This is a genomic window from Streptomyces dioscori (assembly GCF_003024195.1).
In the GTDB taxonomy this organism is placed as follows: Bacteria; Actinomycetota; Actinomycetes; order Streptomycetales; family Streptomycetaceae; genus Streptomyces; species Streptomyces dioscori.
Genome location: NZ_KZ679039.1, coordinates 506,045 through 521,109, shown reverse-complemented (window position 1 = coordinate 521,109; position 15,065 = coordinate 506,045). Strand labels below are relative to the sequence as shown.

The following is a 15,065-nucleotide window of genomic DNA, read 5'->3' as shown; positions in this document are numbered from 1 at the left end:
CGGATCACTGTTCGTCGGCCGCCGCTCCCCTGGGGGCGGCGGCCGACGCGTATCCCCCGAACCGCACCGGCACCGCCGGTCAAGGACCCATGGGAGTGACGGACGTGACCACGGAACCAGGCGCCCCCTGGCTGATCGTGGGGCTCGGCAACCCCGGCCCCGAGTACGCCATGAACCGCCACAACGTGGGCTTCATGGTGGCCGACCTCCTCGCCGGGCGGATCGGCGGCAAGTTCAAGCGGGCGGGCAAGGCACAGGCCCAGGTGATCGAGGGACGGATCGGCCCGCCGGGTCCGCTGAACCGCCGGGTGATCCTGGCGAAGCCGATGTCGTACATGAACCTGTCGGGCGGTCCGGTCACGGGGCTGCGGGACTTCTACAAGGTCCCGACGGCGAACATCGTGGCAATCCACGACGAGCTGGACATCGACCACGGCGTGCTGCGGCTGAAGCTGGGCGGCGGCGACAACGGCCACAACGGTCTGAAGTCGATGACGAAGGCGATGGGTCCGGAGTACCACCGGGTCCGTTTCGGGATCGGGCGCCCGCCGGGGCGTATGCAGGTCGCCGACTTCGTACTGAAGGACTTCTCCTCGGCGGAGCGCAAGGAACTGGACTACTTCGTGGACCGGGCCGCGGACGCGGTGGAGGCTCTGGTCATCGAGGGTCTGGAGCGGGCTCAGTCGACGTACAACTCATGACATCGCGGTACTTGGCCCCCGCCTGAATCCGGCGGGAGTTGACCGACCGCACAGGCATGGCCAAGGATCGCCGCCATGCCCGCCCATTCCCGTGCCCGCGCCTCCCGCCCGAAAGCGGCCGCGGCGCTGCGGCTGGGGCAGCTCGCGGCGATGGGTACGGTCGCGGTGCTGATCCTGATCGCGGGCGTCTGGGCCTCCTGGGGCACCGCCCAGCACGTGATGCTCACCAAGGGCCGTGAACGCGGCACGATGACGGTCACCAAGTGCGCCGACGACCACTGCACGGGCCCGTACCGGCCGGTGTCGGAGGGTTCCACCGCCCGGGACCGGGTCGTCCTCGACAGCGAGGTGGCCGTGGAGAAGGGCCGCACGTACACGGTCGTGGTGAAGCCCGGCACCGACGAGGTCGTGCGCGCGGGCACCGGCGGACTGCTCTACGCCTGGGTGCCGCTGGGCGGCGCGCTGCTGCTCGCCTCGGTGGTGGTGGCGGGCGGCCTGGGCAGGACCCGGCTGGGCTGGGTGCTCGGCGGCGCGGGCCTGGCGCTGGTGACGACCGCGTTCCTGGCGCTCTAGACACGCGGAAGGGGGCCGGGCGGTCGTGACGACCGCCCGGCCCCCTTCCGTGCATCCGCCGGGTCAGCCGGTGTTGCGCAGACCCGCCGCCACGCCGTTGACGGTCAGGAGCAGGGCACGGGACAGCAGCGGGTCCGGCTCGGAGCCGGCCGCGGCCGCGTCGCGCTGCCGCTTGAGAAGGGCCACCTGGAGGTACGAGATCGGGTCCAGGTAGGCGTCGCGGATGGTGAAGGTCTGCTTGAGCACCGGGTGCGCGTCGAGCAGTTCCGCCTCACCGGTGACCCGCAGCACCTCCCGCACGGTCAGCTCGTGCTCGGCCTGGATGACGTCGAACACGTGCTTGAGCTCGTCGGGGACGAGCGTGTCGACGTAGTGGCCGGCGATCCGCAGGTCCGTCTTGGCGAGCGTCATCTCGACGTTGGAGATGAAGTTGCGGAAGAAGTGCCACTGCTCGTGCATCTCGTCCAGGACGCTGTCGAGACCGGCCTCGCGCAGCGCCTTGAGACCGGCGCCGACACCGAACCAGCCGGGCACGATCTGCCGAGACTGGGTCCAGCCGAAGACCCACGGGATGGCGCGCAGGCCGTCGAGCGAGACGCCCGAGCCGGGGCGGCGGGAGGGCCGCGAGCCCAGATGCAGGTCGGCGAGCTGGTCGACCGGCGTGGAGGCGAGGAAGTACGTCGGCAGGTCCGGGTCCTCGACCAGCCGGCGGTAGGCGGCCTCGGCGGCCTCCGAGACGACGTCCATGGCGGCGTCCCAGCGGGCGAGCGCCTCGTCGGACTGGCGCGGTGAGGTGTGCAGCGCGGACGCCTGGAGGGTGGCCGCGACGGTCAGTTCGAGGTTCTCCCGGGCCAGCGACGGCACGAGGTACTTGTCGGAGATGACCTCGCCCTGCTCGGTCACCTTGATCTCGCCCTCCAGCGTGCCCCAGGGCTGCGCGAGGATCGCGTCGTGCGAGGGGCCGCCGCCGCGGCCGACGGTGCCGCCACGGCCGTGGAAGAGCCGCAGCCGTACGCCGTACCGGTGCGCGACGTCACGCAGGCGCCGCTGCGCCCGGTGGATCTCCCACTGGCTCGTGGTGATGCCGCCGAACTTCGACGAGTCGGAGTATCCGAGCATGACCTCCTGGACGTCGCCGCGCAGGGCCACGAGCCGCCGGTAGGACGGGTCGGACAGCATGTCCTCAAGGATGGTGTCGGCGGCCTTGAGCTCCTGGGTCGTCTCCAGGAGCGGCACGATGCCGATCTTCGCCCAGCCGGCGTGCAGGTCGAGGAGCCCGGCCTCGCGGGCGAGCACGGCGGCGGCGAACACGTCGTCGGCGCCCTGGCACATCGAGATGATGTACGACTCGATGACCTCGGGCCCGAAGACCCTGAGCGCCTTCTTGACGGTCTCGAAGACGCCGAGGGTCTTCGCTCCGGCGGCGTCCAGCGGGGCCGGGGTGGGTCCGAGGGGCCGGCGGGAGCGCAGTTCCTTGGCGAGGAGCTTGTGCCGGTACTCGCGCGGCATGTCCTCGTAGCGCCAGGACTCCTCACCGAGCCGGTCGAAGAGCTGCCCGAGCGCGTGGTGGTGGGCGTCCGCGTGCTCCCGTACGTCCATGGTGGCGAGCTGCAGGCCGAAGGCGGCGAGCGTGCGGATCGTACGGTTCATGCGGCCGTCGGCGAACAGGGCGCCGCGGTGCTCGCGCAGGGAGGTCTGGATGAGCGTGAGGTCGCGCAGCAGCTCGGCGGTGCCGAGGTAGTCGCGGCCGTCCTCGTGCGGGATGCCCTTGGCCAGGCGGAGCTTGGTGTTCTCCAGCTTCTGCCGGATGCAGGTGGCCTTGAGCCGGTAGGGCTCCTCGGCGTTCAGGCGCTTGTAGCGGGGGCTGATCTCCGGCAGCAGCTCCAGGTCGGCCTGGAGGGAGGAGAGCAGCTCCTCGGTGGCCCCGGTGTACCGGATGGAGTTGGAGAGGAAGTGACGCAGCTCGTCGATCAGCTCCAGCGCGTCGTTGATGCCGTGCTCGTGCTGGAGGATGAGGACGTCCCAGGTGACCTGCGGGGTCACGTTCGGGTTGCCGTCGCGGTCGCCGCCGATCCAGGTGCCGAAGGTGAGAGGGCGGGTCTCGTCCGGCAGCTGGACGCCGACGCGCTCCAGTTCGGCCGTGAGGTCCTCCAGGACGTCGCCGACGGCGCCGGCGTGCAGCTCGTCCAGGTAGTAGATGGCGTTGCGGGCCTCGTCGGCCGGTTCGGGGCGCACGACCCGCAGCTCGTCGGTCTGCCAGACCAGGTCGATGTTCTCGGCCAGACGGGTGTCGTAGCGGCGCCGGTCGGCTTCGATGACCGGGGTCTCCAGCAGGGCGGCGATGCGGCGCAGCTTGTTGAGGACCGAGCGTCTGGCCGCCTCGGTGGGGTGCGCGGTGAAGACGGGGCGGACGTTGAGGTTCTTGACGCTGGCGCGCAGGTGATCGGGGTCGGCGTCCTTGAGGCGGTCGGCCGTCCGGGCGAGCAGTCCGCCCTCAGCGGCACGCCGGGCGCGCAGCTCGCGGCCGCGGTGCACCTGCTCGGTGACGTTGGCGAGGTGGAAGTAGGTGGAGAAGGCGCGGACCAGCTTGGCCGCGGTCTCCAGTTCGGTGCCGCGCAGCAGCTCGGCGGCGGCTTCACCGTCCTCGCGGGTGAGGCGGCGGACCTTCTCGACCAGCTCCAGGAGCTCGGGTCCCTCCTGCCGTACGAGGGTCTCGCCCAGCAGGTCTCCGAGGCGGCGGATGTCGGCGCGCAGTTCACTGCCCGTTGTCGTGTTCTGGTCGTCGGCACTGCTCACAGGTGCGGCTCCTTGCAGTGTTGAAGCTCGTCTGGAGGGGAACCCGTCGGCCCGGGGCGGCTCGTGCCGCATCAGCGGCTGGGCATACGGGAATGAAACAGAGCGGACCGCGCTGTCCGACCGAGACCAAGGATAGGTGTCCATCCGGACGCGCAGTCTCTCGGGCTCTTGCCCCGGAGCAACGCGCTGCCATACTTACGACGCCGTAGGTTACGGAACCGTAAGCGCTGTTTCTGGCTACGCACAGCCACGCTTATCGGCCATACCCACCCTCCTCGACCCCACAGGGGACGCCCCCATGACCGCAAGTTCCGACGTGATCGATGACGCCCCGAGGGCGCACGACGACTCCTCCGTCCCCTCCGCCACGCTGGGCGGCGAGAAGAAGCGCTCGATCGAGCAGATCACCCTTCTCCTCTTCATCACCGTCCCGTTCCTGGCCGTCCTCGCGGCGGTTCCGCTGGCCTGGGGCTGGGGTGTGAGCTGGCTGGACCTCGGCCTGCTGGTGTTCTTCTACTTCTTGGGCTGCCACGGCATCACGATCGGCTTCCACCGGTACTTCACCCATGGCGCCTTCAAGGCGAAGCGGCCCCTGCGCATCGCGCTGGCCATCGCCGGCTCCATGGCCGTCGAGGGGCCGCTGGTCCGCTGGGTGGCCGACCACCGCAAGCACCACAAGTTCTCCGACGCCGAGGGCGACCCCCACTCGCCGTGGCGTTTCGGTGAGACGGTCCCGGCCCTGATGAAGGGCCTGTGGTGGGCGCACATCGCCTGGATGTTCGACGAGGAGCAGACCCCGCAGGAGAAGTACGCACCGGACCTGATCAAGGACCGGGCCCTGCGCACGATCTCCCGGCAGTTCCTCCTCTGGGCGGGGCTGTCCATCGTGCTCCCCGCGGTGATCGGCGGTCTGGTGACGATGTCCTGGTGGGGCGCGTTCACGGGCTTCTTCTGGGGCTCACTGGTCCGGGTGGCGCTGCTGCACCACGTGACCTGGTCGATCAACTCGATCTGCCACGCGGTGGGCAAGCGCCCCTTCAAGTCGCGTGACCGCTCGGGGAACGTCTGGTGGCTGGCCGTCCTGTCCTGCGGCGAGTCCTGGCACAACCTCCACCACGCGGACCCGACGTCGGCCCGGCACGGTGTGGAGCGCGGTCAGGTGGACTCGTCGGCCCGTCTGATCCGCTGGTTCGAGCGCTTCGGCTGGGCGTACGACGTGCGCTGGCCGTCACGCTCACGTATCGATTCCCGCCGTAACCCGGACGGGAAGGGCGCCCGGCGCAAGCCGGAGACGGCCGAGGCGGCATGATTGACGGCGTGGCCGACTCCAGCACACCCAGCAATGAAAAGCCGCGGCGCGCTCGCCGCACCCGGATGACGGGGGCGGAGCGACGGGCCCAGTTGCTGGAGATCGGCCGCACCCTCTTCGCCCAGAAGGGCTTCGAGGCGACGTCGGTGGAGGAGATCGCGGCGAAGGCCGGCGTCTCCAAGCCGGTCGTGTACGAGCACTTCGGCGGCAAGGAGGGCCTGTACGCGGTGGTGGTGGACCGTGAGATGCGCCGCCTCCTGGACGGCGTGACCAGCTCCCTCACCGCGGGCCACCCGCGCGAACTCTGCGAGCAGGCGGCGTTCGCGCTCCTCGACTACATCGAGGAGTACACGGACGGCTTCCGCATCCTGGTCCGCGACTCCCCGATCCCCCAGTCGACGGGCAGTTTCGCGTCCCTGATCTCGGACATCGCCACGCAGGTGGAGGACATCCTGGGCCGCGAGTTCAAACGCCGCGGCTTCGACCCCAAACTGGCCCCCCTGTACGCCCAGGCACTGGTGGGCATGGTCGCCCTCACGGGCCAGTGGTGGCTGGACGTCCGCCGCCCCAAGAAGGCGGAGGTGGCGGCCCACCTGGTCAACCTGGCCTGGCACGGCCTGGACGGCCTGGAGGCGAAGCCACGCCTGATAGGACGCCGAAAGAGTTAATGCATGGGCCACAAGGTGAACCTTGTGATACCAATACGCCCATGACTGAGATCGCGATCAGCGCCGCCCGTTCCCAGCTCGGTGACCTCGTCCGCCGCGCGGCCCACGGCCGCGAGACGATCGCCCTCACCGACCATGGTCACGTGGCGGCGCTGCTTGTCTCGCCTCAGGTCATCGAGGACTTGGAGGATGCCCTCGCAGCCGCCGACTACCAGCGCCGCAAGGCGGAGGGGACGCTGGGAGAGGGCGTAAGCCACGAGGAAGTCGGGCGCATGCTGGGGCTGCGGCCATGAACTACCGAATCACCTGGGAACCGAGCGCCACGCACGCGGCCGTGCGGTTCCTCAAGGACGACCCCGCGGGACTCGCCGCCGTCTACGAAGCCGTCGACACCCTCGCCAAGGAGCCGCGCCCCACCGGTTCCACCGCCTACGGACCGAACATCCGGCGCCTCCGCGTCGGTGACTACCGCGTCCTCTATGTGATCGACGAGGACGTGATCCGCATCCTCGTCACGAACCTGGGCCGCACGCCCTGAGACACGGCTCCAGGAACTCCAGCCGGTTCCCGACGGGGTCCTCGGAGTAGAACCGCCGATGCCCCGGAAGCGCGGTGTCCCAGGTCACCGGGGCCCCGCCGGCGACCAGACGAGCCGCGTACGCCTCGATCCCCACGACCCGCAGCCCCGGATGCGCCTTCTTAGCGGGCCGGAAATCACGGTCGATCCCCAGGTGCAGGTGCACGCCGTCCGCCCGGAACCAGCAGCCGCCGCGCGCGGCGAGTGCGGGCGGCTTGGGGATCTCGGTCATGCCGAGGACGTCGACGTAGTAGGCGCGCAAGGCCAGCTCGGACCCCGGCGGCGCGGCGAGCTGGACGTGGTCCACGGCCGTCAGCATCGGCTCAGCTGCCCTTCCGCGCCACCACGAACAGCCGCCGGAACGGCAGGACCGTGCCGTACGGGGCCGTCGGGTAGGCCGTGCGCAACAGGTCCCGGTACTCGGCGGTGAAGGCGTCCCGGGCTTCCGGGTCGTCGGCGAGAGCCGTGAGCGCCGGCCTCATCCCCGTCCCCTTGGACCAGTCGAGGACGGCGTCCTCCCCCTCCAGGATCTGCAGGTACGTCGTCTCCCAGACATCCGCCCCGCACCCCAGCCGCGCCAGCCGGTCCAGGTAGACGAGCGGGTCGTGCACCGAGTCCGCGCGCCGGAGGACTCCGCCCAGCCGCCCCTTCCACCGCGGGGAGGAGGCGAGTTCACGCATCAGCGCGTGCAGCGGCGCATCGATATTGTTGGGCACCTGGAAAGCGAAGGTCCCGCCGGCGGCCACCGCGTCGAGCCAGGTCCCGAACGCCTCCAGATGCCCCGGCACCCACTGCAGCGCGGCGTTCGAGACGATCAGGTCGTACGTCTCCGTGGGCGCCCACTCCGTGAGGTCCGCGTGGGCGAAGTCCAGGCCGCCACCACCGCCGGTCGGCCCCGCGTGCCCCGCGGCCCGGGCCAGCATCTCCGGGGAGTTGTCGTAACCGGTGACGTACGCGCCCGGCCACCGCTCGCAGAGCTGGACCGTGACGTTGCCGGGCCCGCAGCCCAGGTCGGCGATGCGGGCCGGGTCGCCGGGCAGGCCGGGAACGCGGCCGAGGAGCTCGGCGAAGGGGCGGGCGCGGTGCTCCGCGTGGCGCAGGTACTGCCCCGGATCCCAGGTGGGAGTGGTGGTGGCGGACATCGGAAGCCTCCAAAGGAGTCAGGACGAGCCGACCTCCACCCTCACACCCCAACTCTCTCGCCGTCAAGATACTTCACATCAAGAGACTTCACATCGACACAACCACTACACTGATCGCCATGGAGGACGAGGTCGATCGGCTGGTCGCAGCATGGCGCCGGGAGCGCCCCGACCTCGACGTGGAACCACTCGAAGTGCTCAGCCGCGTGAGCAGGCTCGCGCGGCATCTGGACCGCGCCCGGCGCATCGCGTTCGCCGAGCACGCCCTGGAACCCTGGGAGTTCGACGTGCTGACCTCACTGAGGCGCGCGGGAGCCCCGTACCAGCTCTCCCCCGGACAGCTGCTCACCCAGACCCTCGTCACCTCGGGCACGATGACGAACCGTATCGACCGGCTCGCGAAGAAGAGCCTGGTCGAGCGACTCCCCGACCCCAGCGACCGCCGGGGCGTGCTCGTGCGGCTCACCGAGGAGGGCCGCGACCGCGCCGACCAGGCACTCGCCGGACTCCTCGACCAGGAGCGCGCGATCCTCGCGGAGCTCAGCCGGGCCCAGCGCGGTGAACTGGCCGGGCTGCTACGCCAGTTGACCGCCCCGTTCGACAACATCCCCGGCTAGGTCCACCGGGCCGACCCCGGCCCGGCGGGCGAGCGCCACGGCCGCGAGGGTCGAGTGGACGCCCAGCTTCCCCAGCACGTTCTGCATATGCGTGCGGACCGTGTGCGGGGAGAGGAACAGCCGCTCGGCGACGGCCTTGCGCCCCAGCCCCGCCACCATGCACCGCAGCACCTCGCGCTCGCGCGGAGTCAGCGACTCCACCAGGCGCTCGCTCTCGGTGCGGTGCTTGCGGGCGGCGGTCAGCTCACGCAGCACACCCGTGAGCAGCGCCGGCGGCAGATGCGTCTCGTCCCGCAGCACCCCGCGGATGACGGTCAGCAGCCGGGACAGCGAGCAGTCCTTGGCCACCCAGCCCGAGGCGCCCGCCTGCAGGGCGAGAGCCGCACGCCGCGGATCGTCCTTCTCGGCGAGTACGACGGTACGGACACCGGGCTGGCCCGAACGGACGCCCGCCACCAGCGAGATGCCGTCGACCAGGCCTTCCTCGTTGTTGTCGTGCACGGGCACGGCCGGGCGGACACCCGGCACGTTGCCGCCGAGGTCGGCGTCCACGAGCAGCACGTCGAACCTGCGGCCTTCCGCGACCGCCCGCTCCAGGCAGCGCAGCGCGGCCGGGCCACTGCCCGCCGCGGAGACGTCGACATCGGGCTCGGCGGCCAGGGCGGCGGCGAGCGACTCGGCGAAAATACGGTGGTCGTCGACGACCAGAACACGGATGCGAACCACAGAAACCCCCACTGGTCGGGGGACGGACCGGCGCAGGTACGGCGCCCGAGGTGTTCCCGAGCCTCCTGTCGGCTCAGGAAACGGGGTGCCGCAGTCGCACGGCCGCCGCCGTGCTGGAACTGCTACCCCCACTTCGGGCGTCGTACCCGACTGTCTCGCCCCCTGATCGGCACCGGCCCCCACCGGTGCTGCTCATCAGAGTAAGGCCGTGCGGCAGGAGCGGAAGGTGATTTGCAGAACTGATTGGCCGACGCGTTTATGGTGAGCCGTATGTTTCGTATTGAGACAGAAGTCGACAAAGAGCGTAGCCAATTCCTGCGGTCTCGGCTGCGGGAGGCCAATACGGCGGCGTCTCCGGTGCTGCGTTCGCTGAGCGGAACCCCTGGTGAACGGGAAGTTCCGCTCCATGTGTGGGCGTTGGAGCCGGGGGGCTCGGTCGTGGGCGGGCTGGTCGGGCACACCTGGGCGACGTGGCTGCATGTCGCCTATCTCTGGGTCGACGGGCGCCATCGGGGGGCCGGACTCGGGGCGCATCTTCTGTCCCGCGCGGAACGTCTGGCCGTCTCGTCGCGGGGGTGCCGTGCCTCCCGGCTGGAGACGTGGGACTTCCAGGCGCCGGACTTCTACCGGAAGCAGGGGTACGAGGTGGTGTGCGCGATCCCCGACTACCCGCCGGGGATCACGGAGTACACCCTGACGAAGCGCCTGCTGCCCTGACCGGACCTTTTCTCGCCCCCGCCGCCCCTACCCGTCCCGTCACTGTGTCCTCAAACGCCGGACGGGCTGAAAGAAGTCCGCCGGTCCGGGGCTGTCTCAGCCCGTCCGGCGTTTGAGGACAACGGGGGCGAGGGGGCGCAGCCCCCATGCAGTGACGGGACGGGTAGGGGCGGCGGGGGCGAAACAAGCCCGTCAGCCCACCCGGCGCGCCCCTTCCGACGGCACCGCCGGGAAGACCCTCGGCGCCGTGTACCCCGCCGCCGCGAACGCCTCCTCCACCGCCTTCGTGACCGTGTCCGCGTCCGCCGCCTCGACCAGCACGACCGCCGAGCCGCCGAAGCCGCCGCCCGTCATACGCGCCCCCAGCGCCCCGGCCTGGTTCGCCGTCGCGACGGCGAGGTCCAGTTCCGGGCAGGAGATGCGGAGGTCGTCGCGGAGAGAGGCGTGACCGGCCGTCAGGACCGGGCCGATGCCCCGGATGTCACCCGCGTCGAGGAGCGCGATGACCTCCTCCACCCGGTGGTCGTCCGAGACGACGTGACGCACGTACCGCCGCAGCCGCTCGTCCGAGAGCCGGGCGAGCGCCGCGTCGAGGTCCTCGTACGCGAGGTCCCGCAGGAAGGGGACACCCAGCTGCCGGGCGCCCTCCTCGCAGCCCTCCCGCCGCTCCGCGTACGCCCCGTCGCCCAGCGCGTGCTTGACGCGGCTGTCGACGACGAGGAGTTGGAGGCCCTGGGCCGGGAGGTCGAAGGGGACCTGCCGGATCGACAGGTCGCGGCAGTCGAGGTGGAGGGCGTTGCCCTCCGTGCAGCAGGCGGACGCCGTCTGGTCCATGATCCCGCAGGGCACGCCCACGAAGTCGTTCTCGGCGCGCTGGGCGACGCGGGCCAGCTCGGGCCCGGTGAGGCCGAGTTCGTACAGGTCGTTCAGGGCCAGGGCGGTGACCACCTCAAGCGCCGCCGAGGAGGACAGGCCGGCGCCCGTCGGGACCGTCGAGGCGAGGTGGATGTCGGCGCCGGTGACGGCGTGCCCGGCTTCGCGCAGGACCCACACGACCCCCGCGGGGTAGGCAGCCCAGCTGGTGTTCGTCAGCGGGGCCAGCGCGTCGACGTGCAGTTCGACGACCGGGCCCTCGATGTCGGCCGAGTGCAGCCGCAGCACTCCGTCGTCGCGGCGCGAGACCGCGGCCACCGCGGTGTGCGGCAGCGCGAGGGGCATGACGAAGCCCTCGTTGAAGTCGGTGTACTCGCCGATCAGGTTGACCCGGCCGGGCGCCGCCCAGATCCCCTCGGGAGGTGTCCCGTACAGCTTCTCGAAGCCGCCGCGGACCTGCTGAACCGCTTCCTGCGTCCCCACTAGTGCCCCTCCGCCTTCGCGATGTCCTGCGCGTCGCTGCGCTGTGCGATGTTCTGGGCGAACTCCCACGCGTCCGCGACGATTCCCGCGAGATCCGCGCGGGACGGGTTCCAGCCGAGCCGGTCGCGGGCCGTGGCGGCGGACGCGACGAGGACCGCCGGGTCGCCGGCCCGGCGCGGGGCCGCGACCTCGGGGATCGGGTGTCCGGTCACCTTGCGGACGGTCTCGATCACCTCGCGGACCGAGAAGCCGTTGCCGTTGCCGAGGTTGCAGATCAGGTGCTCACCGGGCTGCGCGGCGGCGACCGCCAGCAGGTGCGCCTCCGCGAGGTCGGCGACGTGGATGTAGTCGCGGACGCAGGTGCCGTCGGGCGTCGGGTAGTCGTCGCCGTAGACGGAGATGGCCTCGCGGCGGCCCTGTGCGACCTGGAGGACGAGCGGGATGAGGTGCGACTCGGGGTCGTGCCGCTCACCGCTGCTGCCGTACGCGCCCGCCACGTTGAAGTAGCGCAGCGAGACGGCGGCCAGCCCGTGCGCGGCGGCCTCTCCCGTGATCATGTGGTCGACGGCCAGCTTCGAGGCGCCGTAGGGGTTGGTGGGGAGCGTCGGCGCGGACTCGGTGATCGGGGTGGTCTCCGGCTCGCCGTACGTCGCCGCCGTGGAGGAGAAGACCAGCGTGCGCACACCCGCCTCGCGCATCGCGCCCAGCAGGGCCATCGTGCCGCCGACGTTGTTGTCCCAGTACTTCTCGGGCTTCACGACCGACTCGCCGACCTGCGAGAACGCGGCGAAGTGCAGCACGGCGTCGTACGAGGGATCCAGCCACTTGGCTGCGTCGCGGATGTCGCCCTCGACGAAGGCGGCTCCGGCCGGGACGCCCGCGCGGAAACCGGTGGAGAGGTTGTCGAGGACGGTCACCTCGTGGCCCGCCTCCAGCAGGTGCTGCGCGACCACACTTCCCACATAGCCCGCACCGCCGGTGACCAGGTACTTCCCACTCATGAACTCGCTACCTCTCGCAGTCGCTGGGCCGCGGTCTCCGGCGGCACGTCGTTGATGAACACGTTCATGCCGGACTCGGAACCCGCGAGGAACTTCAGCTTGCCGGAAGTGCGGCGGATGGTGAAAAGCTCAAGGTGGAGCGCGAAGTCCTCACGCACCACACCGTCGAACTCCTCCAGCGTGCCGAACGGCGCCTGGTGCCAGGCCGAGATGTACGGCGTCGGAGGCTCACCTTCGCCGAAGATCCGGTCGAAGCGCCTCAACAGTTCCAGATAGACCTTGGGGAACTCTGTGCGCGCGTCCTCGTCCAGGCCCAGCAGATCGGGCACGCGGCGGCGCGGATACAGGTGCACCTCGTAGGGCCAGTGCGCCGAGAACGGCACGAAGGCCACCCAGTGCTCGGTCTCCAGGACGACCCGCTCGTCGGCGAGCTCCCGCTCCAGCACGGCGTCGAAGAGGTTCTCCCCGCCCGTCGCCTCCTTGTGCGCCGCCAGCGAGCGGAGCATCAGGGCCGTGCGAGGGGTCGTGAAGGGGTAGGCGTAGATCTGCCCGTGCGGGTGGCCGAGCGTGACGCCGATCTCGGCGCCGCGGTTCTCGAAGCAGAACACCTGCTCCACGGCGGGCAGATGGGACAGCTCCGCCGTGCGGTCGGTCCACGCCTCCAGGACGAGGGCCGCCTGCTCCTCGGTCAGATCGGCGAAGGACGCGTCGTGGTTCGAGGTGAAGCAGACGACCTCGCACCGCCCGGAGTCCCCGGCCAGCGACGGGAAGCGGTTCTCGAACACCGCGACGTCGTACGACGAGTCCGGGATCTCGCTCAGCCGGTCGCCCTCGGACGGGCACAGCGGGCACTCGTCGGCCGGCGGGTGGTAGATGCGGCCCTGGCGGTGCGAAGCGATGGCCACCGCGTCACCGAGCAGCGGGTCGCGCCGTACCTCCGAAGTGGTGACCGTCCGGTCGAGCGGGCGCCGGTCCACCGCGTCGCGCACGGTGTCGTCGCGCGAGTCGTAGTAGATGAGCTCACGACCGTCGGCCAGCCGGGTCGAGGTCTTCTTCACGCCGGACTCCCCATCCCTAACCCGATCAAACCAATAAACAGAATCAAACACATCAAACCACAAACCCCCACGCAAGTCAGCACCACAACCGAACAAAGAACACCAAGCTGAAGTGAGAGCAAGCAGGATGCAGACCCCCACATACCTGGCCGCGGAGCTGCGGCTCCCGACCAACTGGCTCGACTACACGATCCTGGCGATCTACTTCGTCGTCGTGCTCGGCATCGGCTTCGCCGCCCGCCGCTCGGTGAGGACCAGCCTCGACTTCTTCCTCTCCGGGCGCTCACTGCCCGCCTGGGTGACCGGACTGGCCTTCGTCGCGGCCAACCTCGGCGCGACCGAGATCCTCGGCATGGCCGCCAACAGCGCCCAGTACGGCGTCTACACCGTGCACTGGTACTGGATCGGCGCCATCCCCGCCATGGTCTTCCTGGGCCTGGTGATGATGCCCTTCTACTAAGGCTCCAAGGTCAGGTCCGTCCCCGAGTTCCTGCTGCTGCGCTTCGACAAGGGCGCGCACCTGCTCAGCTCCGTGCTGTTCGCCTTCGCCGCGGTCCTCATCGCGGGCGTGAACCTCTACGCGCTCGCCATCGTCGTCGAGGCGCTGCTCGGCTGGCCGGAGTGGGTGTCGATCGTCGTCGCGGGCGCCTTCGTGCTCGCGTACATCACCCTCGGCGGTCTGTCGTCGGCGATCTACAACGAGGTGCTGCAGTTCTTCGTCATCCTCGCCGCGCTCATCCCGCTCACGGTGCTCGGCCTGAAGAAGGTCGGCGGCTGGGACGGTCTGACCGACTCCCTGACCGCGAGCCACGGCAGCGACTTCACCACCGCGTGGGGCGGCACCGGCATCGGCAGCGACAACCCGCTCGGCGCGAACTGGCTGACCATCGTGCTCGGCCTCGGCTTCGTGCTGTCCTTCGGCTACTGGACGACCAACTTCGCCGAGGTGCAGCGCGCCCTGTCCGCGAAGAACCTCTCCGCGGCCCAGCGCACCCCGCTCATCGCCGCGTTCCCGAAGATCTTCATCGTGTTCCTGGTGATGATCCCGGGGCTCGTCGCGGCCGTGCTCGTACCGAAGATCGGGACGTCCGGCTCGGACCTCCAGTACAACGACGCGATCCCGTACCTGATGGAGGACCTGCTCCCCAACGGCGTCCTCGGCATCGCGGTGACGGGTCTGCTGGCGGCGTTCATGGCGGGCATGGCGGCCAACATCTCGTCCTTCAACACCGTCTTCACCAACGACATCTGGGGCAAGTACGTGAAGCGGGACGAGGAGGACGCGTACTACGTGCGCTTCGGCCGGCTCATCACGGCGGTCGGTGTGCTGGCGTCGATCGGCACGGCGTTCCTCGCCTCGTCCTTCTCCAACATCATGAGCTACCTCCAGACGCTGTTCTCCTTCTTCAACGTGCCGATGTTCGTCGTCTTCATCGTCGGCATGTTCTGGAAGCGGGCGTCCATGAAGTCCGGCTTCTGGGGGCTGCTCGCGGGCACCACGGCCGCGATGGTCAACTACTTCGTCCTCTACAAGCAGGACATCATCGGCATCCCCTCCGACCAGGGCGCCAACTTCGTCTCCGCGATCGCCGGGTTCGTGGCCGGCGCGGTCGTCATGTTCGCGGTCTCCCTCTTCACCGCGCCGAAGCCGGCGGAGGAACTGCGGGGGCTGGTGTACGGGACCAGCTCCCCCGGCATGGAGGAACCGGCCGGCACGGGCGACGACGCCTGGTACCGCAGCCCCGCCCTGCTCGGCTGGGGTGCCATCGTCCTGGCCGCCGCCTGCTACATCCCGTTCTCGTTCTGACCACTGGAGGATCGACA

Annotated in this window: 15 protein-coding genes and 1 pseudogene; 9 read left to right on the top strand and 7 right to left on the bottom strand. The window is 70.2% G+C overall.

Features of this window, described 5'->3' with window-relative positions; genetic code table 11:
- Nucleotides 1-89: 89 nt before the first annotated feature.
- On the top strand, nt 90-701 hold the full coding sequence (gene pth / locus C6Y14_RS06995; RefSeq protein WP_107015614.1) for an aminoacyl-tRNA hydrolase: 612 nt from the start codon (nt 90-92) through the stop codon (nt 699-701).
- A 75-nt stretch (nt 702-776) separates the two neighbouring features.
- Nucleotides 777-1,274, top strand: coding sequence for a hypothetical protein (locus C6Y14_RS06990; RefSeq protein ID WP_107015613.1), 498 nt, complete (start codon nt 777-779; stop codon nt 1,272-1,274).
- A 63-nt stretch (nt 1,275-1,337) separates the two neighbouring features.
- Here C6Y14_RS06990 and ppc read toward each other — a convergent pair whose 3' ends face one another.
- Entirely contained in the window at nt 1,338-4,070 is a 2,733-nt protein-coding gene (gene ppc / locus C6Y14_RS06985; protein ID WP_107015612.1) for a phosphoenolpyruvate carboxylase, read from the bottom strand.
- A gap of 298 nt (nt 4,071-4,368) precedes the next feature.
- Here ppc and C6Y14_RS06980 point away from each other — a divergent pair, with 298 nt between their 5' ends.
- Genes C6Y14_RS06980 through C6Y14_RS06965 form a run of 4 tightly spaced genes read left to right on the top strand, consistent with a single transcriptional unit; the run spans nt 4,369 to nt 6,585 of the window.
- The gene (locus tag C6Y14_RS06980; protein ID WP_107015611.1) at nt 4,369-5,379 is read left to right on the top strand and encodes an acyl-CoA desaturase; all 1,011 of its coding nucleotides are present in this window, start codon (nt 4,369-4,371) and stop codon (nt 5,377-5,379) included.
- Nucleotides 5,376-6,047 (top strand): TetR/AcrR family transcriptional regulator, encoded by a 672-nt coding sequence (locus C6Y14_RS06975; RefSeq protein ID WP_055617961.1) that lies wholly within the window; start codon nt 5,376-5,378, stop codon nt 6,045-6,047. Before C6Y14_RS06980 ends, C6Y14_RS06975 begins: the two co-directional genes overlap by 4 nt.
- Nucleotides 6,048-6,088: 41 nt before the next feature.
- On the top strand, nt 6,089-6,340 hold the full coding sequence (locus C6Y14_RS06970; RefSeq protein WP_107015610.1) for a type II toxin-antitoxin system Phd/YefM family antitoxin: 252 nt from the start codon (nt 6,089-6,091) through the stop codon (nt 6,338-6,340).
- The gene (locus C6Y14_RS06965; RefSeq protein WP_107015609.1) at nt 6,337-6,585 is read left to right on the top strand and encodes a type II toxin-antitoxin system RelE family toxin; all 249 of its coding nucleotides are present in this window, start codon (nt 6,337-6,339) and stop codon (nt 6,583-6,585) included. The genes C6Y14_RS06970 and C6Y14_RS06965 overlap by 4 nt, the downstream gene beginning before the upstream one ends.
- Here the strand turns inward: C6Y14_RS06965 and C6Y14_RS06960 are convergent.
- Both C6Y14_RS06960 and C6Y14_RS06955 read right to left on the bottom strand, forming a co-directional pair.
- On the bottom strand, nt 6,560-6,943 hold the full coding sequence (locus C6Y14_RS06960) for a VOC family protein (protein WP_107015608.1): 384 nt from the start codon (nt 6,941-6,943) through the stop codon (nt 6,560-6,562). The genes C6Y14_RS06965 and C6Y14_RS06960 overlap by 26 nt on opposite strands.
- Nucleotides 6,944-6,947: 4 nt before the next feature.
- Nucleotides 6,948-7,766, bottom strand: a complete 819-nt coding sequence (locus tag C6Y14_RS06955; RefSeq protein WP_107015607.1) for a trans-aconitate 2-methyltransferase — start codon at nt 7,764-7,766, stop codon at nt 6,948-6,950.
- A gap of 119 nt (nt 7,767-7,885) precedes the next feature.
- On the opposite strand from C6Y14_RS06955, the gene C6Y14_RS06950 reads away from it, so the two are divergent.
- Nucleotides 7,886-8,383 carry a MarR family winged helix-turn-helix transcriptional regulator gene (locus C6Y14_RS06950; RefSeq protein WP_107015606.1) on the top strand — a complete coding sequence of 166 codons (498 nt, stop codon included), beginning with the start codon at nt 7,886-7,888 and terminating at the stop codon, nt 8,381-8,383.
- Here C6Y14_RS06950 and C6Y14_RS06945 read toward each other — a convergent pair.
- On the bottom strand, nt 8,342-9,109 hold the full coding sequence (locus C6Y14_RS06945) for a LuxR C-terminal-related transcriptional regulator (protein ID WP_107015605.1): 768 nt from the start codon (nt 9,107-9,109) through the stop codon (nt 8,342-8,344). The genes C6Y14_RS06950 and C6Y14_RS06945 overlap by 42 nt on opposite strands.
- Nucleotides 9,110-9,367: 258 nt before the next feature.
- On the opposite strand from C6Y14_RS06945, the gene C6Y14_RS06940 reads away from it, so the two are divergent.
- On the top strand, nt 9,368-9,826 hold the full coding sequence (locus tag C6Y14_RS06940; RefSeq protein ID WP_107015838.1) for a GNAT family N-acetyltransferase: 459 nt from the start codon (nt 9,368-9,370) through the stop codon (nt 9,824-9,826).
- A gap of 192 nt (nt 9,827-10,018) precedes the next feature.
- Here the strand turns inward: C6Y14_RS06940 and galK are convergent, their stop codons facing one another.
- From galK to galT, 3 genes are read right to left on the bottom strand one after another with little or no spacing between them, the layout of a single operon-like run.
- Complete coding sequence (gene galK / locus C6Y14_RS06935; RefSeq protein WP_107015604.1) at nt 10,019-11,182, bottom strand: galactokinase; 1,164 nt, start codon at nt 11,180-11,182, stop codon at nt 10,019-10,021.
- Entirely contained in the window at nt 11,182-12,183 is a 1,002-nt protein-coding gene (galE, locus tag C6Y14_RS06930) for a UDP-glucose 4-epimerase GalE (protein ID WP_107015603.1), read from the bottom strand. The genes galK and galE overlap by 1 nt, the downstream gene beginning before the upstream one ends.
- Entirely contained in the window at nt 12,180-13,241 is a 1,062-nt protein-coding gene (gene galT / locus C6Y14_RS06925; RefSeq protein ID WP_107015602.1) for a galactose-1-phosphate uridylyltransferase, read from the bottom strand. The genes galE and galT overlap by 4 nt, the downstream gene beginning before the upstream one ends.
- 127 nt (nt 13,242-13,368) lie before the next feature.
- Between galT and C6Y14_RS06920 the strand changes: the two are divergent.
- Nucleotides 13,369-15,048, top strand: a pseudogene (locus C6Y14_RS06920) (sodium:solute symporter family protein).
- Nucleotides 15,049-15,065: the final 17 nt, after the last annotated feature.